At 74.0% G+C, this 20,423-nt stretch carries 15 protein-coding genes; 3 read left to right on the forward strand and 12 right to left on the reverse strand.

Features of this window, described 5'->3' with window-relative positions; all coding sequences use genetic code 11:
* Window positions 1-44: 44 nt before the first annotated feature.
* The 4 genes from infB to rimP form a co-directional block, all read right to left on the reverse strand.
* Entirely contained in the window at window positions 45-3,140 is a 3,096-nt protein-coding gene (gene infB / locus ACFYNO_RS38685; protein WP_388022802.1) for a translation initiation factor IF-2, read from the reverse strand.
* Window positions 3,141-3,335: 195 nt separating this feature from the next.
* Window positions 3,336-3,629, reverse strand: coding sequence for a YlxR family protein (locus ACFYNO_RS38690; protein WP_388022854.1), 294 nt, complete (start codon window positions 3,627-3,629; stop codon window positions 3,336-3,338).
* A gap of 80 nt (window positions 3,630-3,709) precedes the next feature.
* Window positions 3,710-4,723 (reverse strand): transcription termination factor NusA, encoded by a 1,014-nt coding sequence (nusA, locus tag ACFYNO_RS38695; RefSeq protein ID WP_388022805.1) that lies wholly within the window; start codon window positions 4,721-4,723, stop codon window positions 3,710-3,712.
* 2 nt (window positions 4,724-4,725) lie between these two features.
* Window positions 4,726-5,274, reverse strand: coding sequence for a ribosome maturation factor RimP (gene rimP, locus ACFYNO_RS38700; RefSeq protein WP_388022808.1), 549 nt, complete (start codon window positions 5,272-5,274; stop codon window positions 4,726-4,728).
* A 252-nt stretch (window positions 5,275-5,526) separates the two neighbouring features.
* Here rimP and ACFYNO_RS38705 point away from each other — a divergent pair, with 252 nt between their 5' ends.
* Window positions 5,527-6,582 carry a ferritin-like domain-containing protein gene (locus ACFYNO_RS38705; RefSeq protein ID WP_388022811.1) on the forward strand — a complete coding sequence of 352 codons (1,056 nt, stop codon included), beginning with the start codon at window positions 5,527-5,529 and terminating at the stop codon, window positions 6,580-6,582.
* 93 nt (window positions 6,583-6,675) lie between these two features.
* Window positions 6,676-7,599: an aminoglycoside phosphotransferase family protein gene (locus tag ACFYNO_RS38710; RefSeq protein WP_388022813.1), complete on the forward strand. Its 924-nt coding sequence runs from the start codon at window positions 6,676-6,678 to the stop codon at window positions 7,597-7,599.
* Here the strand turns inward: ACFYNO_RS38710 and ACFYNO_RS38715 are convergent.
* From ACFYNO_RS38715 to ACFYNO_RS38750, 8 genes are all read right to left on the reverse strand, one after another.
* Window positions 7,572-8,141 carry a GNAT family N-acetyltransferase gene (locus ACFYNO_RS38715; RefSeq protein WP_388022816.1) on the reverse strand — a complete coding sequence of 190 codons (570 nt, stop codon included), beginning with the start codon at window positions 8,139-8,141 and terminating at the stop codon, window positions 7,572-7,574. The two genes, ACFYNO_RS38710 and ACFYNO_RS38715, sit on opposite strands and share 28 nt — an antisense overlap.
* Before the next feature lie 26 nt (window positions 8,142-8,167).
* The gene (locus ACFYNO_RS38720) at window positions 8,168-9,043 is read right to left on the reverse strand and encodes a GNAT family N-acetyltransferase (protein ID WP_388022858.1); all 876 of its coding nucleotides are present in this window, start codon (window positions 9,041-9,043) and stop codon (window positions 8,168-8,170) included.
* A 34-nt stretch (window positions 9,044-9,077) separates the two neighbouring features.
* On the reverse strand, window positions 9,078-10,238 hold the full coding sequence (ispG, locus tag ACFYNO_RS38725) for a flavodoxin-dependent (E)-4-hydroxy-3-methylbut-2-enyl-diphosphate synthase (RefSeq protein ID WP_388022817.1): 1,161 nt from the start codon (window positions 10,236-10,238) through the stop codon (window positions 9,078-9,080).
* A 119-nt stretch (window positions 10,239-10,357) separates the two neighbouring features.
* Window positions 10,358-11,662, reverse strand: a complete 1,305-nt coding sequence (locus ACFYNO_RS38730) for a M50 family metallopeptidase (RefSeq protein ID WP_388022820.1) — start codon at window positions 11,660-11,662, stop codon at window positions 10,358-10,360.
* Window positions 11,663-11,735: 73 nt separating this feature from the next.
* Entirely contained in the window at window positions 11,736-12,971 is a 1,236-nt protein-coding gene (dxr, locus tag ACFYNO_RS38735) for a 1-deoxy-D-xylulose-5-phosphate reductoisomerase (RefSeq protein ID WP_388022823.1), read from the reverse strand.
* A gap of 110 nt (window positions 12,972-13,081) precedes the next feature.
* Window positions 13,082-14,524 (reverse strand): aldehyde dehydrogenase family protein, encoded by a 1,443-nt coding sequence (locus ACFYNO_RS38740; protein ID WP_388022824.1) that lies wholly within the window; start codon window positions 14,522-14,524, stop codon window positions 13,082-13,084.
* A 109-nt stretch (window positions 14,525-14,633) separates the two neighbouring features.
* Window positions 14,634-16,253, reverse strand: a complete 1,620-nt coding sequence (locus tag ACFYNO_RS38745) for a PucR family transcriptional regulator (protein WP_388022826.1) — start codon at window positions 16,251-16,253, stop codon at window positions 14,634-14,636.
* Window positions 16,254-16,448: 195 nt separating this feature from the next.
* Window positions 16,449-18,560: an ATP-binding protein gene (locus ACFYNO_RS38750; RefSeq protein ID WP_388022828.1), complete on the reverse strand. Its 2,112-nt coding sequence runs from the start codon at window positions 18,558-18,560 to the stop codon at window positions 16,449-16,451.
* A 253-nt stretch (window positions 18,561-18,813) separates the two neighbouring features.
* On the opposite strand from ACFYNO_RS38750, the gene gabT reads away from it, so the two are divergent.
* Window positions 18,814-20,169, forward strand: a complete 1,356-nt coding sequence (gene gabT, locus ACFYNO_RS38755) for a 4-aminobutyrate--2-oxoglutarate transaminase (RefSeq protein WP_388022831.1) — start codon at window positions 18,814-18,816, stop codon at window positions 20,167-20,169.
* The last annotated feature ends 254 nt before the right edge of the window (window positions 20,170-20,423 follow it).

The raw sequence follows: 20,423 nt of genomic DNA on the forward strand, positions 1-20,423 counted from the left end.
TCGACGGAGATTCCGTCGACCGGCCCCGACCGGGTGGCGCTCCGTTACGCGCGCGGCTTCTCGCGCATCTCGTAGGTCTCGATGACGTCCTCGACCTTGATGTCGTTGAACGACCCCAGGGTGACACCGGCCTCGAAGCCCTCGCGGACCTCGGTCGCGTCGTCCTTGAAGCGGCGCAGACCCTCGATGGTGAGGCTCTCCGCCACGACCTTGCCGTCGCGGATGAGGCGTGCCTTGGCGTTGCGGCGCAGCAGGCCCTCGCGGACGATGACACCCGCGATGTTGCCGAACTTGGAGCTGCGGAAGACCTCGCGGATCTCCGCGGAGCCGAGGCGCACCTCCTCGTACTCCGGCTTGAGCAGGCCCTTGAGCGCGGCCTCGATCTCCTCGATCGCCTGGTAGATGACCGAGTAGTACCGGACGTCGACGCCCTCGCGGTCGGCGGCCGTACGGGCCCGGCCCTCCGCACGGACGTTGAAGCCGATGATGATCGCGTCCGAGCCCATCGCCAGGTCCACGTCGGACTCGGTGATCGCACCGACGCCGCGGTGCAGGATCCGGAGCTCGACCTCCTCGCCCACGTCCAGCTTGACCAGCGCGTCCTCGAGGGCTTCCACCGAACCGGAGACGTCGCCCTTGATGATGAGGTTGAGCTGCTGGATGCCGCCGGCCGCGATCGCCTGGTCCAGGTTCTCCAGGGAGATCCGCATCGGACGCTTGGCGAACATGGCGTTGCGGTCGCGGGCCGAGCGCTTCTCGGCGATCTGGCGCGCGGTGCGGTCGTCGTCGACGACGATGAAGCTGTCGCCGGCGCGCGGCACCGAGGTCAGACCGAGCAGCAGGACCGGACGGGACGGACCGGCCTCCTCGACGTTCTTGCCGTTCTCGTCGAGCATGGCGCGGACGCGGCCGTGCGCGTCGCCCACCGCGATCGAGTCGCCGACGCGGAGGGTACCGCGCTGGACCAGGACGGTCGCCATGGCGCCGCGGCCCTTGTCCAGGTGGGCTTCGATCGCAATACCCTGCGCGTCCTGCTCCGGGTTGGCCCGCAGGTCCAGCGAGGCGTCCGCGGTCAGGACCACGGCCTCCAGCAGCTGCTCGATGTGCAGGCCCTGGCGCGCGGAGATGTCGACGAACATGGTGTCGCCGCCGTACTCCTCGGCCACCAGGCCGAACTCGGTCAGCTGACCGCGGACCTTGACCGGGTCGGCACCCTCGACGTCGATCTTGTTGACGGCGACCACGATCGGCACACCCGCGGCCTTGGCGTGGTTGAGCGCCTCGACCGTCTGCGGCATGACACCGTCGTTGGCCGCGACCACCAGGATCGCGATGTCGGTGGACTTGGCACCACGGGCACGCATGGCGGAGAACGCCTCGTGACCCGGGGTGTCGAGGAAGGTGATCTTCCGGTCCTCGCCGTTGACCTCGGCGGTGACCTGGTAGGCACCGATGTGCTGGGTGATGCCACCGGCCTCGCCGGCCACCACGTTGGTCTTGCGGATGGCGTCCAGCAGTCGGGTCTTACCGTGGTCGACGTGACCCATGACGGTCACCACCGGCGGACGCGGCATGAGCTCGTCCTCGTCGCCCTCGTCGGCACCGAAGTCGATGTCGAAGGACTCGAGCAGCTCGCGGTCCTCGTCGTCGCGGCTGACGATCTCGAGCACGAAGCCCATCTCGCCGGCCAGCAGCTCGAGGGTGGCATCCGCGACCGACTGGGTCGCGGTGACCATCTCACCGAGGTTGAACATCACCGAGACGAGCGCGGCCGGGTTGGCGTTGATCTTCTCCGCGAAGTCCATCAGCGAGGCACCACGCGACAGACGCACCGTCGCGCCGTTGCCGCGAGGCAGCATCACACCGCCGACGGACGGGGCCTGCATGGCCTCGTACTCCTGGCGCTTCGCCCGCTTCGACTTGCGACCGCGCGCCGGGCGACCGCCCGGGCCACGGCCGAAGGCGCCCTGCGTGCCACCACGGGCACCCGGACCGCCGGGACGGCCGCCGAAGCCACCGGGACGGGCACCGCCGCCACCGAAGCCGCCGCCACCACCGGCGCCGCCACCCGGACGGGGGCCGCCGAAGCCGCCACCGCCGCCACCGGCCGGGCGCGAGCCCGGACCGGCCGGACGGCCGGTGAAGCCGGGACGGGCGCCACCGGCGCCACCCGGACCGCCCGGACGGCCGCCGGGGCCACCCGGACCACGGCCACCGGGGCCCGGACGCGGACCGGTACCCGGGCCGGGACGCTGCGGCATCATGCCCGGGTTCGGGCGCGGCATGCCGGACGGGCTCGGCGCACCGGGACGCGGGCCGGCCGGACGGGGCATGCCGTCAGGACGCGGGGCACCGGCACCGGGACCACCGGGACGCGGCGCGCCGCCACCCGGACGCGGGGCACCGCCACCGGGACGGTCGCCGCCCGGACGCGGACGGTCACCACCGGGACGCGGGGCACCGGCACCCGGACCACCGGGACGCGCCGCGCCGCCACCCGGACGGTCGCCGCCCGGACGCGGACGGTCGCCACCGGGGCGCGGACGCTCGCCCGGCGCGGCCGGACGGCGGTCGCCGGGGCGGGCCATGCCGGTGGCACTGCCCGAGGTGAAGGGGTTGTTGCCCGGACGCGGACCGGCCGGACGCGGGCCCGGACGGGCACCGCCGGCGGCGGGGCCGTTCGGCCGCGGAGCCGGGTTGGCCGGACGGGCCGGCGCCTCGCCGACGGGCGCCGGGGAGGAGAACTCGGCCGCCGGGGCGGCCGGAGCCGCCGGACGGGCCGGGCGCGGACCGGGGGTCGGCCCGCTCTGCCGCGGGGCGGCGGGGGCGGCCGCCGGGGCGGCGGCAGCGGGGGCGGCCGGCGCCGCGGGGGCGGCCGGCGCGGGGGCGGGACGGGGACCCGGCTTGGGGGAACCCGCACCGGGGGCCGGCGCCGCGGGCTTCCGCGGGCCGGGCTTCGCAGCGGAGCCACCGGACGGCGGCGTCGCACCCAAAGCGTCAGTCAACTTGCGCACAACCGGCGCCTCGATCGTCGAGGACGCCGAACGGACGAACTCGCCCAGCTCGGTCAGCTTGGCCATCACGGCCTTGCTCTCCAAGCCCAGTTCCTTGGCGAGTTCGTAAACCCGGACCTTAGCCACATCGCTCCTGTCTATGAGTCCGGGGTAGTCGTCCGCCGGACTGTCGCTACTTCATGGGCGTACTCATCGCGTACTCATCGAGTGCTCATCGCAATCTCGACCTACTTCCATCTCGCGAGGTACCTGACTGGTGGCACGCGGTACCCGAAGGCGCCCGTGCCGTGCTCCGTACGGTGGTTCTCGTCCCCAGGGCGTTCAGGACGCCGGGGCACTGTCCGTCCCGGCCGCGACGTGCTGTCGCAGCGGGTCCGTGTCGAGCGCGCCCTGGACCCGGAAGGCCCTCGGAAGCGCCCGGCGGCGGACTGCCAGGTCGAGGCAGGACTGCTCGGGGTGCAGGTACGCGCCCCGACCAGGCAGCATGGCACTCGGATCGGGGACGCAGACGCCCTCGACCGCAGTGACACGCAACAGCTCGTGCTTGGCCGCTCGCTTGCGACAGCCCACGCAGGTGCGCTCAGGGCATGCGCGGACATGCGTCCGGCCGGACACCATCAAGTCTACCCCTCCGCCGGGACTGAACGCGGCCCCACCGATCCGGGCGGGGCCGCGACCATCTGATGACAACACGATCACTCGGCGACTGATTCCCTGTCAGCCTCGCCGGTCGAGCCCTCGGTGTCCGGGCGGATGTCGATCCGCCATCCGGTGAGGCGGGCGGCCAGGCGGGCGTTCTGGCCCTCCTTGCCGATCGCCAGCGAGAGCTGGTAGTCCGGCACGATCACCCGGGCGGAGCGCTGCTGCAGGTCGACGATCTCGACCTTGGTCACCCGGGCGGGCGACAGCGCGCTGGCCACCATCTCGGCCGGGTCGTCCGACCAGTCGACGATGTCGATCTTCTCGCCGTGCAGCTCGGCCATCACGTTTCGCACCCGGCCGCCCATCGGGCCGATGCAGGCGCCCTTGGCGTTCAGGCCGGCCCGGCGGGAGAAGACCGCGATCTTGGTGCGGTGGCCGGCCTCGCGGGCGATCGCGGCGATCTCCACCGAGCCGTCGGCGATCTCCGGGACCTCCAGCGCGAAGAGCTTCTTCACCAGGTTGGGGTGGGTCCGGGAGAGCGTCACCGAGGCGCCGCGGACGCCGCGGCGCACCGCCACCACGTAGCTGCGCAGCCGGGTGCCGTGCTTGTACTCCTCGCCGGGGACCTGCTCCTGCGGGGGCAGGATCGCCTCCAGCTTGCCGATGTCCACCAGCACGTTCTTGGGGTCGTTGCCCTGCTGGACGACACCGGTGACGATGTCGCCCTCCTTGCCCGCGTACTCGCCGAAGGTCTGGTCGTCGGCGGCGTCCCGCAGCCGCTGCAGGATCACCTGCTTGGCGGTGGTGGCCGCGATCCGGCCGAAGCCGCTCGGGGTGTCGTCGAACTCCTTGGGCTCGACGCCCTCGTCCAGCTCGCTCGCGTCCTCCAGCGCCCACACCGTCACGTGGCCGGTCTTGCGGTTCAGCTCGACGCGGGCGCGGCGGCGCGAGCCCTCGGTGCGGTGGTAGGCGATGAGGAGCGCCGACTCGATCGACTCGACCAGCAGGTCGAACGGGATGTTCTTCTCGGTCACCAGCCCGCGCAGGGCACTCATGTCGATGTCCACGGCTACGCCTCCTCTTCTTCCTCGGCGAGCTCCGGCTCGTCCGAAACGTCCTCGGACAGCAGCTGCTCGTCCTCCTTGCGGTTGAACTCCACCTGGATCCGCGCCTTGGCGACCTCGGCGTAGGCCAGGCGGCGCTCCTTGGCGCGGCCGCGGCCCTTCACCGGCTGCACCTCGACCAGCGCGCCGTCCTCGTCGGCTTCCAGGATCCGGGCCACGATCTCGCCGCCCTCGACCAGCTGCGCCTTGACCAGGCGGCCGGTGTTGCGCCGCCAGTGGCGGGGGGCGGTGAGCGGGCGGTCCACGCCCGGCGAGCCGACCTCGAGCAGGTAGGCACCACTGCCCATCAGGTCGCTCTGGTCCAGGGCCTGGCCGACCTCCCGGCTGAACTCGGCGATGGCGTCCAGGTCCACCCCGCCGTCCGCGTCCACGTCGACCTGCAGCTGGCGGCGGCTGCCTGCCTGGCTCACCTTGATGTCCTCAAGGTCCAGGCCCGCCTGCTCGGCCAGCGGCTCCAACAAGGCACGCAACCGATCGGTGGGGGTGGTGCTCATCCGGGTGACTCCTCGGCCGCGTCTGCTGTTGTCGGAAGGTCGTAACTCGGCCAAAGCCTATCGGGTCGACCAGGCAACCGCCGATTCCGGTGCCGGTGGCGAGCCCCCGCGCTAGGTGGCGAGGGGGGCGGACGGTAGCGTCCCCCCGGGCGAGCACAACTCTTTCACGCCGTGTACTCCGCGTTGAGGCCCGGCGAACCGATCACCAACGGGGCACTGGCGCCCCCGCACGAGCACAGGGAGCACATCTCGATGCAGTCCACCAGCAGGCGGACCTTCCTCGCCGCCGGGGCACTGGCGACCGTCGGGCTGCTGGCCGCCTGCACCTCCGGGTCCGGCGGCCCGGGCGGCGCCGGGTCGGCTCCCGGCCACCGCAGCGACCCCGACCTGCCGCTGCGCAGCCGGGCGGTGGCGGACACCGACGCGCTGCTGGCGCAGTACGCGGCGGCGCCGGCCGGGCAGGGCGGCGACCTGCCCGGGCAGCTGCGCGCCGAGCTGACCACCGAGCGGGCGGCGCTGGCCACCGGCCTGCCGTCGAGCGCCGCGCCCGGCAGTGCGGCCGGCTCCCCGGCGAGCGGCGGCCCGGCCCCGGCCGGCTCCGCGCCCGCGGCCGGCACCCCTGCCGCGCTGGCCGCCGCCGAGAAGACCGCCGCGCTGGCCCGGCTGGCCGACCTGCCGGCGGCCTCCGGCGAGCTGGCCCGGCTGCTCGCCTCGGTCTCGGCGGCCGGCGCGCTGCGGGCCGTCCGGCTCGGCGACCAGACCCCGCTGGCCGCGCCCGCCCCCACCGCCTCTCCCTCCGCTTCGGCCGCCCCCGCCGTGTCCGGCTCCCCCGGCGGCGGGCCGGCGCTCTCCGCCGAGGCGACCGCCGCGCTGCAGGCCGCGCTGGCCGGCGAGCACGCGGCGGTCTACGCCTACGGGGTGATAGCCGCCCGCACCCCGAGCGGCCCGCACCGTGACGACGTGCGCTCCTGCTACGCCTTCCACCAGGCCCGCCGGGACTCCTGGGACCGGCTGCTGGCCGGTGCCGGGGCCACCCCGGCCGCCGCCGCGCCCGGCTACCAGCTGCCGTTCGCGGTGCCGGACGAGGCGAGCGCCGCCCGGCTGGCCGCCGAGGTCGAGCGCCGGCTCGGCGCCGGCTACGCGGACCTGGTCGCGGCCGGCTCCGGCGACCTGCGGATGCGCGCGGCCACCGCGCTGCGCGAGACGGTCCTGCAGTGCGCCCACTGGGGCGGCTCCCCCGGCGCCCTGCCCGGCCTGGCGGCGGCGGCCCCCTCCGGCTCGCCGAGCCCGTCCGGCAGCGCGCACTAGCGAGTGTCCGGCGCGCTGACCAGGGCGGCAGGGGTGGATCACGGACAATGACGGGGTAGGAGCAGCGGGGACAGCACCGGACGGAGGCCCGCCATGGCGTCGGCGACAGGACGGTTCGGCGTGCCCGAGCGACTGCGCGAGGGGGTTCGGGCCCGGCTCGGGTCGGCCGGGGATCCCTGGCTGGCCGGGCTGCCGGACCGGTTGACCCGTCAACTGGAGCGCTGGGAGCTCGAGTTGGAGCGGGTGGTGGACCCGGGCGGGCGGCTCAGCCTGATCTGCCAGGTGCGCCGGTCCGACACCTCCCCCGCCGTGCTCAAGGCCGGGCTGGTCACCCCGGAGACCGCCGGCGAGTCCGCCGCGCTGGCCCACTGGGCCGGCCGGGGCGCGGTGCTGCTGCTGGACGCGGACCCGGCCGAGGGGTTCCTGCTGCTGGAGCGGCTGCGCGGCGAGATCCCGCTGCGTTCGCTGACCGAGGCCAAGGCGATGCTGGAGGCGACCAGCCTGCTGCGCCGGCTCTGGACGGCGCCGCCCGCGGACGCCCGGATCACCCCGCTCGCCGAGCAGGTGGCGCTGCGCGCGGCCTGGCTGGGCGAGCACCGCGAGCTGGCCGACCGGCTGGACGCCCGGCCGCTGCTGGAGCAGGCGCTGGCCGCCTCGGCCGAACTGCTCGACTCCGCGCCGGAACAGCTGCTGCTGCACGGCGACTTCCACCACGGCAACGTGCTGGCCGCCGACCGGGCGCCCTGGCTGGCGATCGACCCGCAGCCGCTGGTCGGCGAGCGCGCCTACGACCTGGCCTGGCTGGCCCAGGACCGCAAGGAGACGCTGGCCGCGGCCCCCGGCCCGCAGGCGGCCGCCCGGCGCCGGCTGCATCAGCTCGCCGACTCGGTGGAGGTGGACCGGGAGCGGCTGCGCGGCTGGGCGCTGTTCCGCACCGTGGCGGCCGGCCTCTCCGCGCTGGCCGGCGGCGACCGGTCCGGGGCGGAGCGCTACCTGGAGTTCGCGAGCGTGCTGTAGCCGCGGTCGAGCAGCGGCAGCCGGGCGCCCATCACGGCGTAGGGGCGGTCGGTGTTGGGGAAGCGGACCGCCCGGGCCAGGTCGCGGTAGCCCAGCGAGCGGTAGAGCCGGCGGGCCGGGGTCTCCTCGTCGATCGCGGAGAGGATCGAGCGGTTCAGCCCGGAGCGCTCGCACAGCGTCCGGATCAGGGTGCTGCCCAGGCCGCGCCCCTGGTAGTCCGGCAGCACGTGCAGCTCGGTGACCGCGAACACCCCGTCCAGCCAGTCGCCGTGGCCGCGGGCCTCCAGGTGCGGCTCGATCACCGTGCTCCACCAGTGCTCGCGCTGGTTGGGCATGCCGTAGCCGAAGCCGACCAGCCGGCCGCCGCTGAAGGCGCCGTAGCCGAGCACCCCGGGCTGCTCCGCGTGCCGGGCGACGATGTGCAGCCGCACCGCGACCTCCTGCGCCGACAGACCGAAGGCCTGTGCCTGCACCTCCAGTGCATACGGCGCCCAGGCGGCCAGGTCGATCGGCTGAACGGTCACCTCGGTGAGCTGCTCCATGCCCCGGGACGTTACTCCAGTCCCGGCTAGAAGAGGACCGACATGAACGCACCCACCTCACGGAACCCGACCCGGTGGTAGGCGGCCCGGGCCGGCAGGTTGTAGTCGTTCACGTAGAGGCTGACCACCGGGGCCACTTCGCGCAGCGCGATGTCCAGCACCGCGGCCATGCCGGTCTCGGAGAGCCGCTTGCCGCGGTGGGCGGGAGCCACCCAGACGCCCTGGATCTGGCAGGCGCCCTGGGTGACGGCGCCTATCTCGGCCTTGAAGACGACCTCGCCCTGCTCCGAGATCCGGGCGAACGACCTTCCGCTGCCGACCAGTTCGGCCACCCGGGCCTGGTAGAGCAGGCCGCCGTCACCGGCCAGCGGGGAGATCCCCACCTCCTCGGTGAACATCGCCACGCAGGCCGGCATCAGCAGGTCCAGCTCGTCCCGGCGGACCCGGCGGACCAGCGGGTCGGGCTCGATCCCGGCGGCCGGCTCGGTGGTGGCCATCAGCGGCTGGTGGGCGCGGACCTCACGGGCCGGGCCCCAGCTGCGCTCCAGCAGGGCCCAGAGCCGGGCGGTGGACTCGGCCGGGCCGACGATCGAGGAGCAGCGCCGGCCCTGCCGCCGGGCCCGCTCGGCGAACGCCCGGACGGCCGCCGGGCCGGCGTTGATCGGCACCAGGTTGGCGCCGGCGTAGCAGAGCGACTCCAGCCGGCCGTCCTGGTCGTACCAGCCCCACATCTCGCCGCCGAGCCGCCAGGGGTCGAGGCCGACCGCCTCGACCCGGGTGGCGACGAAGGCGTTGGCCACCGGGTCGCGGTGCAGCACGTCCAGGGTCTCGGGCAGGTCGGCGGCCTCCAGCACCCTGGTTGCCGCCAGCGCCCGGGCGGCCTGCAGGGCGCCCGGGAGCATCATGCCTCGATCGAGCACTGTGTCCCACTCACCGTCAGTCGGCGGCGATAACGGTCGGGGTGCCGGAGGCGACGCCGTCCGCCTGCATCTCCTCGGCCAGCTTGAGCGCCTCCTCGATCAGGGTCTCGACGATCTTCGACTCGGGCACGGTCTTGATCACCTCGCCCTTGACGAAGATCTGGCCCTTGCCGTTGCCGGAGGCGACACCGAGGTCGGCCTCGCGGGCCTCGCCGGGGCCGTTGACGACGCAGCCCATGACGGCGACCCGCAGCGGCACCTCCATGCCCTCCAGGCCGGCGGTGACCTCCTCGGCCAGCTTGTAGACGTCGACCTGGGCCCGCCCACAGGACGGGCAGGAGACGATCTCCAGACCGCGCTGACGCAGGTTCAGCGACTCCAGGATCTGGATGCCGACCTTGACCTCCTCCACCGGCGGAGCCGACAGCGAGACCCGGATGGTGTCCCCGATGCCCTCGGCCAGCAGCGCGCCGAACGCCACCGCCGACTTGATCGTGCCCTGGAACGCCGGCCCGGCCTCGGTCACACCGAGGTGCAGCGGGTAGTCGCAGGCCGCCGCCAGCTGCCGGTAGGCGTTGATCATCACGACCGGGTCGTTGTGCTTCACCGAGATCTTGATGTCGCGGAAGCCGTGCTCCTCGAAGAGCGAGCACTCCCAGAGCGCGGACTCGACCAGCGCCTCGGGGGTGGCCTTGCCGTACTTCTCCAGCAGCCGCTTGTCCAGCGAGCCGGCGTTGACGCCGATCCGGATCGGCGTCCCGGCCTCGGAGGCGGCCTTGGCGATCTCGCCGACCTTGTCGTCGAAGGCCTTGATGTTGCCCGGGTTCACCCGGACCGCCGCGCAGCCCGCGTCGATCGCGGCGAACACGTACTTCGGCTGGAAGTGGATGTCGGCGATCACCGGGATCTGCGACTTCTTCGCGATCATCGGGAGCGCGTCCGCGTCGTCCTGCGAGGGCACCGCCACCCGCACGATCTGGCAGCCCGAGGCCGTCAGCTGCGCGATCTGCTGCAGCGTCGCGTTGACGTCCGAGGTCAGCGTGGTGGTCATCGACTGCACCGACACCGGCGCATCGCCGCCGACCGGCACATTGCCCACCATGATCTGCCGGGAGACCCGGCGGGTGGCGAGCGGCTTGAGCGGAAGCGACGGAATGCCGAGCGAGATCGCGGTCATTGCGCAGGGTTCCCCGGAGTATGAGGTGACGGGCGACGCCGGGCGCACGTCTCACGCGCACCCGGCGTCCAACGGTACGGCACCCGGGGGACCGCTCCGCACGCCCCCTTGCCGGAGGGCTAGCTGATCTTGACGGGGTTGATCACGTCGGCCACCAGGACCAGCAGGGTGAAGCCGATGAAGATGCCCGCCACCACGTAGGCCACCGGCATCAGGGTGGCCACGTCGAACGGGCCCGGGTCGGGGCGCTTGAAGAGCGCGGCCGCCCGGCGGCGGACCGACTCCCAGAGCGCGCCCGCCACATGGCCGCCGTCCAGCGGGAGCAGCGGCAGCATGTTGAAGAGGAAGAGCGACAGGTTGATCCCGGCCAGCAGGTTGACCATGAAGGCGACCCGCTGGGAGGCCGGCAGGTGCATCGCGAAGACCTCGCCGCCGACCCGGGCCGCGCCGACCATGCCGACCGGCGAGTCCGCCTTGCGCGGGGTGCCCTTGACCACCGAGTCCCAGAGCGCCGGGATCTTGCCGGGCATGGCGATCAGCGAGTGCAGGCCGGTGTCGGCCATCTCGGTCATCCGGTCGACGCTGTCGCCGACGCCCAGCTGCACCACGCCCGAGGTCGGGGTGATGCCGAGGAAGCCGGTGACCGTCTCGCTGCCGGGGATCGGGTCGCCGTTGCCGTCCAGCTTGGCCAGGGTGTTCTTCTGGATGGTGGCGGTCAGCGTGAGCTGCTGCCCGCCCCGCCGGACCACCAGCGGCACGGTCTTCTCGGCCGAGCCGCGGATGTCCGCCGACAGCTGCTTGTAGGTGCTGATCGGGTGCCCGTCGAAGGAGACGATGGTGTCGCCCTTCTGCAGCCCGGCCGCGCCGGCCGGCGACGGGGTGGCGTTCTGCGGGCAGGGCTTGTCGGCCTGGCTGGCCGGCACCACGCAGGGCGAGACGTCCGCGACGGTGGGCAGGCTCATCGGCACCCCGAAGCCCATCATCGCGACCAGGAAGAGCACGAACGCCAGGATCAGGTTCATGAACGGCCCGGCGAACATCACGATGACGCGCTTCCAGGGCTTGCGGGTGTAGAACAGCCGGTCCTCGTCGCCGGGCAGCAGCTCCTCGTAGGAGGCCTCCCGGGCGTCCTCGATCATCGAGCGCCACGGGGAGCTGCTGCGCTTGGTGATCCGGCCGTCGGCGCCGGGCGGGAACATCCCGATCATCCGGATGTAGCCGCCCAGCGGGATCGCCTTGAAGCCGTACTCGGTCTCGCCCTTCTTCCGCGACCAGATGGTCGGACCGAAGCCGACCATGTACTGCGGCACCCGGATCTTGAAGAGCTTGGCCGTGGACAGGTGCCCCAGCTCGTGCCAGGCGATCGAGAAGAGCAGGCCGAGGAAGAAGACCACGATGCCGATCACCGTCATCACTGCAGTCACCGCTGGTCCTCCGTCGTCTCGCTGCCACTGCTGGGGGTGTGCCCGCTGGCCGGGCCCGGTATCGCCACCGCGGTCAGCCGGCCGCCAGCTCGCGGGCCCTGGCCCGGGCCCAGCCCTCCGCATCGAGGACGTCCTCGACGGTCAGGGAAGTTCCCGCGCCACCGCCGCGCTGGCCGTGCTCGGCGACCACCTTGGCGACCGTGTCCACGATGCCGGTGAAGGCCAGCCGCCGGTCCAGGAAGGCGGCCACGCACTCCTCGTTGGCGGCGTTGAAGACGGCCGGCGCAGTTCCGCCGAGCGTACCCACCTCGCGGGCGAGCGAGACGGCCGGGAAGGCCTCGTCGTCCAGCGGGAAGAACTCCCAGGTGGCGGCCTTGGTCCAGTCGCACCCGGGTGCCGCCTCCGGCACCCGGTCCGGCCAGCCGAGGCCGAGCGCGATCGGCATCCGCATGTCCGGCGGGCTGGCCTGGGCCAGCGTGGAGCCGTCCGTGTACTCCACCATCGAGTGGACCACCGACTGAGGATGGACCACCACGTCGATCCTCTCGAACGGGATGTCGAAGAGCAGGTGCGCCTCGATCACCTCCAGGCCCTTGTTCACCAGGGTCGCCGAGTTGATCGTCACCACCGGGCCCATCGCCCAGGTCGGGTGCGCCAGCGCGTCCTCGGGGGTGACGCCGGCCAGCCGCTCCCGGTCGCGGCCGCGGAACGGGCCGCCGCTGGCGGTGACCACCAGCCGGCGCACCTCGCGCGGCGTGCCGGCGGTGAGCGCCTGGAAGAGCGCGGCGTGCTCGGAGTCCACCGGCACGATCTGGCCCGGCGCGGCCACCGCCTTGACCAGCGGACCGCCGACGATCAGCGACTCCTTGTTGGCCAGCACCAGCACCCGGCCGGCCCGCAGCGCGGCCAGCGTGGGCGCCAGGCCGATCGAGCCGGTGATGCCGTTGAGCACCGAGTGGCAGGGCAGCTGGGCCAGCTCGGTGGCGGCGTCCGGCCCGGCCAGCACGGCGGGCAGCGGGCGCCCGGCGGCGCGGGCGGCCAGCGCCTCGCGCAGCGGCGCCTCGGCCTCGGGACGGGCCACCGCGACGGTGTGCACGCCCAGCCGGAAGGCCTGCTCGGCCAGCAGCTCGACCTGCCCGCCGGCGGCGGAGAGCGCGACCACCCGGAACCGGTCGGGGTTGCGGAGCACGATGTCGATGGCCTGGGTGCCGATCGAGCCGGTGGAGCCGAGGATCACCAGCTCCCGGGGGCCCGAGGGGTCGGCGACGACCGGCGTGAAGCGCAGCTGCGGATGGGCGAGCGAGTTCATGGGGACCATTGTGGCCTGCCCGGGCGGGCGCGGAGGCCAGGAGTGCGCAACGCGCTGCTGCGGCCCCGGCACGGGTGTGCCGGGGCCGCAGCAGCGCGTTGGGGGGACCGTCAGAGGTCGAGGCCGGTGAGCACCAGCACCCGCTCGTAGGTGAAGTCGTCCATCGCGTACTTCACGCCCTCGCGGCCCACGCCGGAGTCCTTGACGCCGCCGTAGGGCATCTGGTCGGCCCGGTAGGACGGCGCGTCGCCGATCACCACGCCGCCGACCTGCAGCTCCCGGTGGGCCCGGAAGGCGGTCTGCACGTCGTGCGTGAAGACGCCGGCCTGCAGGCCGAACGCGGAGTCGTTGACCGCGGCGAAGGCCTCCTCGGTGGAGTCGACCCTGTGCAGCGAGAGCACCGGGCCGAACACCTCGGCGGTGGCCAGGATCGCGTCGGCGGGCAGGTCGGCCAGCACGGTCGGGGCGTAGCTGGCGCCCTCCCGGGTGCCGCCGGTGAGCACCTTGGCGCCCTTGGCGACCGCGTCCTCCACCCAGTCGGCGACCCGCCTGGCCGCGTTCTCGTCCACCAGCGGGCCGACGTCGGTGGCGTCCGCCGAGGGGTCGCCGGTGACCTGGGCCGCGACCTTGGCGACCACCTTCTCGGCCAGCGCGTCGTAGACCGAGGCGTCCGCGATCACCCGCTGCACCGAGATGCAGGACTGGCCGCCCTGGTAGTTGGCGAAGGTGGCGATCCGGGTGGCGGCCCACTCCAGGTCGGCCTCGCTGGACCAGTCGGCCAGCACCACGGCCGCGGCGTTGCCACCGAGCTCCAGGGTGACGTGCTTGCGCGGCACCGAGTCCATGATCTGGTAGCCGACCTTGTCCGAGCCGGTGAAGGAGATCACCGGGAGGCGGTCGTCCTGCACCAGTGCGGGCATCTTGGCGTTCTCCACCGGCAGCACGCTCCAGGAGCCGGCCGGCAGCTCGGTCTCGGCCAGCAGCTCGCCGAGCAGCAGCGCGGAGAGCGGGGTGGCCGGGGCCGGCTTGAGGATGATCGGGGCGCCCACCGCGATCGCCGGGGCGACCTTGTGCGCCACCAGGTTCAGCGGGAAGTTGAACGGGGCGATGCCCAGCACCACGCCGCGCGGGAACCGGCGGACCACGGCGAAGCGGCCCACGCCGCCCGGGTCGGTGTCCAGCCGCATGGTCTCGCCGTTGGTCCGGCGGGCCTCCTCGGCGGCCCAGCGGAACACCGAAGCGGCCCGGCCGACCTCGCCGCGGGCCCACTTGACCGGCTTGCCGTTCTCGGCGGTGATCAGCCGGGCGATCTCCTCGGTGCGCTCGGCCAGGCGGCGGGCCACGTGGTCCAGCGCGGCGGCGCGCACGTGCGCCGCAGTGGCGGCGAACACCGGCAGGGCCGCCACGGCGGCGTCCACGGCCTCGTTCACCTGCGCGTCGGTGGGCACGCTGACCGTGCCGACCAGGCTGTCGTCCCAGGGGTGGCGGACCTCGAAGGAAGACTCGCCGGTCTCCTGACGGCCGGCCAGCCAGAATGCGTGGGTCGTGGTCACGGTGCTACCGGCCCTCTCCTCGGTGTTGGATGCTCCGCCGACCACGGTAGGCCGAGCGGCGGCCCCGGCGGATTGGCCAAGGTGGCGCGAACCGGGCCGCCGGCGCACCTCAGCGGAGCGTGCCGGACTCCTCGCCGGAGCGCAGCGCCAGCCAGAGCTCCATCCGCACGTCGGTGTCGTCCAGCGAGCGGCCCAGCAGCTCCTCCACCCGGCGCATCCGGTAGCGCAGGGTGTGCCGGTGCACGCCCAGGTCGGCGGCGGCGGCGTCCCACTGGCCGTGCCGGGAGAGCCAGGCGCGCAGCGAGGCGACCAGGTCGCCGCGGGCCGTCCGGTCGTGCTCGCGCAGCGGGCGCAGCAGGCCCTCGGCGAAGGCCGCCACCGCGTCCTCGCCGAGCAGCGGCAGCAGCGAGCCGGCCCCGACCTCCTCGTGGCCCACCGAGCGGCGGCCGCCGCGCAGCGCCACCGCCAGCGCCCGCTCGGCCTGCGCGAAGGCACCGCCGGCCTCCTCCACCGGAGCCGGCGCGGAGACCCCGAGGGCCAGGCCCTCGTGCTCCTCCACCGCGCCCAGGCAGGCCCGGTGCACCGCGCCGCCGTCCGCGGCGAGCAGCACCAGGCGCTCGCCGTGCGGCACGCCGTCCTTCACCTCGCGAGCCGGCTCGCGAGCCACCAGCAGCTTCTCGCCGGCCCGGCCGCCGGCCTGCTCGGCGCGCTCGGCCAGCTCGGTCAGGTCGTGCACCGGGGCGTCCGGCTCGTCCCGCTCGCCGACCGGGGTGGCCCCGGCCACCAGGATGCGTATGGTGCCCTCCGGCAGGCCGCCGAACAGGCCGCTGGCCACCTGGCGGGCGGTGCCGACCTGGCCGGCCAGCACCAGCCGCAGCAGCGCGGCGCCCATCCGCTCCTCGGCGTGCCGCAGCTCCCGGGAGCGCTCCAGGGTGAGGGTGAGCAGCGCGACGGCGGCGTTCAGCACGTAGCGCTCGGTCGGGGTGATCCGGTCCTCGGTGCCGACGGCCAGGAAGCCGCGGGCCCGACGGTCCGCGCCCAGCGACTGGACCACCACGAAGTCCTCGTCGGCGGTGTCGAAGCCGGGCGCCCGCCCGGCCAGCGCGGCGCTGGCCGGGGCGGGCCGGCGGCGCAGCCGGTCCACCTCGGCGGCCAGCCGGGCCGCCCGCCGGGCCGCCCAGTCGGGCGCCACCACGGAGAGCGCGCCGGAGCTGTCGTAGAGCGCCGCCCAGCCGCCGAGCCGGGCCGCCAGCCGGCGCACCACGGCGGCCGTACCGTTCTGGCCCAGCGCCGCCCGGGTCAGCTCCTCCTGCGCCTCGAAGCTGGTGGTCACCGCCTCGTACTGCTCGGCCGCCAGGGCCGCCGAGACCGCCTTGCTGATCGCGATGAACGGGGTCGGCTCGGGCACCCGCAGCAGTGGCAGGCCGCGCTGCGCGGCGGCCTCCACCAGCGGCTGCGGCACCTCGGTGTGCGAGAGCCCGACGCCCAGGCCCAGGCCCACCACACCGGCGTCGGCCAGCCGGTGCACGTAGGCCTGCAGGCTCTTGCTGCTGGTGCCGAGCTTGATCCCGGTGGTGAGCAGCAGCTCGCCGCCCTCCAGGAACGGGGTGGGGTCGTCCAGCTCGCTGGTGTGCACCCAGCGGACCGGGCGCTCCAGATGGTCCGCGCCGGCGAGGACCGTGAGGTGGAGGGAGGAGTTGCGCACGACGGAGGCGAGTGTGGGGGGCATGGCACCTTCGGGGGGACCGACCCGGCTGCCTCGTTGCGGCCGAGCTGACTGAGGGTTTCACCTCTCATTATGGACGCTTCGGACAACGCGCGGCACCGAATCCACCGGACCGTAGCTAACCGAAAGCCCGTTTGGCGATCACCCTCCGTCAGACCGGCAGGTCGGCTGATGGGCCGTCAGCCGACCGAGGGCCCGTCAGCTCCGCAGGTCCACCAGCAGCGGCGGGACCTGCTCCCCCGTCACCGAGGTCAACGAGACCACCGCGTGGCCGGTCGGCAGCGCGTGCGCCAGGTCCGACGGGGTCCAGCGCTGCCGCTCCACCTCCCGGGTGGTCACGCTCTCGGTCTGCGCGGCGGTACCGGCCAGCACCTTGCGCAGTACCCGGCCGGTCTTGCGCAGCATCCCGCCCGAGGTGTCCGGGGCCAGCGTCACCGCCCGCTCCCGCACCAGCACGGTGCCCCAGGCCTCGGAGAACAGCGCACCGTCCCAGGGCGCGATCCCCGGGAAGGCCATCCGGCAGCCGACCGCCCCGAACAGCGGCATCCGCAGCGACTCCGGCAGGTCCACCAGGCTGCGCAACAGCAGCACCGCCCCGGCGTTCGCCCCCGGCAGCCGGCGCAGCCCCTGCACCGCGGCGCCGTCCAGCGCGGCCGCCGCGTCGTCCACCACCAGGCCGGCGAAGAGCGAGCGGTCGGTGCGGGCCGCCGCGGCCTGCAGGAACTGGCCGACCACCAGCCGGGACAGGATCCGGGCCGCCTCCGGGTGGCTGCGCTCCGGCAGCTTCACCCGCACCCGCAGCGGGTGCTCCAGCGCCCGCATCGCGAAGGCCGGCCGGGTCGCCGCCGCGCCCTGCTCGAAGCAGCCCGCGAAGGCCGGCCGGTCCAGCAGCGCCAGCCGGTCCGCCAGCAGCGCCCCCGGGTCGTCCGCCCGGCCGAGCCGGTCCCGGCGCTGCTGCACGTCCGGCTCGTACAGCTCCCACTGCCCGGCCGCCGTCAGCCGCTCCACCAGCGCCTTCCAGGCCGACTCCTCGCCGCCCAGCAGCGCCCGCAGCTCGCGCAGCCCCGGGTACCGGCCGTGCGCCGCGTGGAACGGGCCGACCACCTGCTGCAGCGCGATCCGGGCGCTCTCGCTGCGGGCCGACAGCTCGTCCGGCAGCAGCGCGTCGGCCAGCCGGGCGGCGGCCGCGTCCGGGTCGCTCGCCGCGCCGTACAGGTCCAGCCCGTAGGCCGAGGCCGGGTCGCCCGGCGCGATCACCACGTCGTACCCCGAGTCCGGCCCCAGCTCGGCCTCGGCCGCCCCCACCACCACCGCGCAGGCCGTCCGGGCCAGCGCCTGCAGGCAGAGCGCCTCCGCCACCGGCCGGGCCAGCCGCACCGTCTTCCCGGTCCCGGCCGGCCCCACCGCCAGCAGCGAGGTCGCCAGCACCGACCGGTCCAGCGCGAACCCGGCCCCCCGGTGCGCCTGCGGGTTCTTCACCACGTCCTGCGCCGTGCCGAGCCGCACCTGCCCGACCAGCAGGTCGTGCTCCGCCACCCGCCCCGCCACGTCCCGGGCCTGCGACGGATGCACGCACGCCGCGGCCCCCCGCCCCGCCACCTGCTCCGCGAACCGCTCCGCCAGCCCCGGCTCCGCGGCCACCTCGCCGTGCACCCGCAGGATCCGCACGTAGTCCACGTCCGTCACCCGCCCGGCCCGGGTGTCCTCGTCCAACTGCCCGAGCGCGGCACCGAGGCCGGCCCGGCGGAGGGCCTGCCAGGGGTCCTGGGCGGCCAGCGCGGCCTCCGCCGCGGCGGCGGCCTCCTTGTCGCGCCGCTCGTCGGTGACCGCCTTGGAGAGGGTGGGCAGCAGGTTGCGGCGGAAGCCGGCCGGCGAGAGGAACCGCCGGTAGAGCTCGACCCAGCGGCCGAGCCGGGCGCAGCTGGGGATCAGCGCGATCAGGATGGCGATCGAGATCAGCAGCTCTATGACGCTGAACTGGTCGGCGCTGACCGTCTTGGGGTTGAACCAGCCGAGGAAGCCCAGCACGTTCAGCACCAGCCAGCTGACGCAGAGGTAGCCGAAGACGTAGGCCCCGACCCCGACCAGCGCCCGCCAGAGCAGCAGCGGCCCGGAGATCGGCCGCTCGTCGTCGGTCGAACCCGGCTCCGGCGCCAGGTAGCCGTAGCGGTAGATCCCGCCGGGTGCCTCCGGCCGCGGCACGGCCAGCCAGGTGCGCAGTCCGGCGGTCGCCCCGCCACTCCCCTGCCGCGGCACCCCCGTCGGGTCCAGGAGCCGTCCCTGCCGGCTCTGTGTGCCGTCCAACCCCATTGCGGCCCCGCTCCCTCGCCCCGACGCGCCCGGCTCTGTGGATACCCATGCCGCCCGGCCGGCGACACGCCCGCCGCTCAATGTAGTGGAGCGGGGCCGGGCGGCCGGGGCGCGACGGGGTGTGGCGGGGTGCTGGCCGGGGCGGACAAGTCGGACGGCGCAGTGCTCCCTGGTGGCGCATGCCCGGGGCTCCGGGGCGGCCGTAGCCTGCGAAGCACCGAGAGACAGAGCCGATACCCCTGGAGATGCCCCCATGAGCGCCGCACCGCTGCTCCCGCAGGAGCGCCGTCTGGTCACCGCGATCCCCGGCCCGAAGTCGCAGGAGCTGCAGGCCCGCAAGACCGCCGCGGTGGCGGCGGGCGTCGGCACCACGCTGCCGGTCTACACCGCGGCCGCCGGCGGCGGCGTGCTGGTGGACGTGGACGGCAACAGCCTGATCGACTTCGGCTCCGGCATCGCCGTGACCAACGTCGGCAACAGCGCGGCGGCCGTGGTGGCCAAGGCGACCGAGCAGCTGGCGGCGTTCACCCACACCTGCTTCATGGTGACCCCGTACGAGGGCTACGTGGCGGTGGCCGAGCAGCTCAACGAGCTGACCCCGGGCGACCACGAGAAGCGCACCGCGCTGTTCAACTCGGGTGCCGAGGCGGTGGAGAACGCGGTGAAGATCGCCCGCGCCTACACCAAGCGGACCGCCGTGGTGGTGTTCGACCACGGCTACCACGGCCGGACCAACCTCACCATGGGCCTGACCGCCAAGAACATGCCCTACAAGCAGGGCTTCGGCCCGTTCGCCCCGGAGATCTACCGGGTGCCGGTGGCCTACCCGTACCGCTGGCTGACCGGCGCCGAGAACTGCGCCGCCGAGGCCGCCGCGCAGGCGATCGACATGATCAACAAGCAGATCGGCGCGGAGAACGTGGCCGCGATCATCATCGAGCCGATCCAGGGCGAGGGCGGCTTCATCGAGCCGGCCAAGGGCTTCCTGCCGGCCATCGTGGAGTACGCCAAGTCGAACGGCATCGTCTTCGTCGCGGACGAGATCCAGACCGGCTTCTGCCGCACCGGCCAGTGGTTCGCCTGCGAGGACGAGGGCATCGTCCCGGACCTGATCACCACCGCCAAGGGCATCGCCGGCGGCCTGCCGCTGGCCGCGGTGACCGGCCGCGCCGAGATCATGGACGCCGCGCACGCCGGCGGCCTGGGCGGCACCTACGGCGGCAACCCGGTGGCCTGCGCCGCCGCGCTGGGCTCGATCCAGACCATGAAGGAGCTGGACCTCAACGCCAAGGCGCAGCGGATCGGCGAGGTCATGACCGGCCGCCTGAAGGCCATGCAGGAGAAGTACGCCGCCCACGACGGTTTCAACATCGGCGAGGTCCGCGGCCGCGGCGCGATGATCGCCGTCGAGCTGGTCAAGCCGGGCTCCAAGGAGCCGAACCCGGAGGTGACCGCGGCCGTCGCCAAGGCCTGCCACGCGGAGGGCCTGATCGTGCTGACCGCCGGCACCTACGGCAACGTGCTGCGCTTCCTGCCGCCGCTGGTAATGCCGGAGCACCTGCTGGCCGAGGGTCTGGACATCATCGAGAACGCCTTCGCGGGCGTCTGAATCACCAGGTCGGAAGTCGGGCCGGACACCGTCCGGCCCGACTTCCGACGCCGGGTGGAGGTTGCCCTCCCGGTGGTGAAGATGCTGTGCGAACCCCGCTCGGTCGCGCCCGGTGCGAATCCGCTTGACGTAGTGTCATGACAGATGGACAGCGAGACCCATCCCACGGTCGGCCCGCCGGCCCGAGATGACAACCAGGCACCGGAGACGGCGCCCGCACAGGACCGATCGACCGGCCGTCCGGCCCACACCCC

It is taken from the genome of Kitasatospora sp. NPDC006697 (assembly GCF_042869935.1).
GTDB lineage: Bacteria > Actinomycetota > Actinomycetes > Streptomycetales > Streptomycetaceae > Kitasatospora.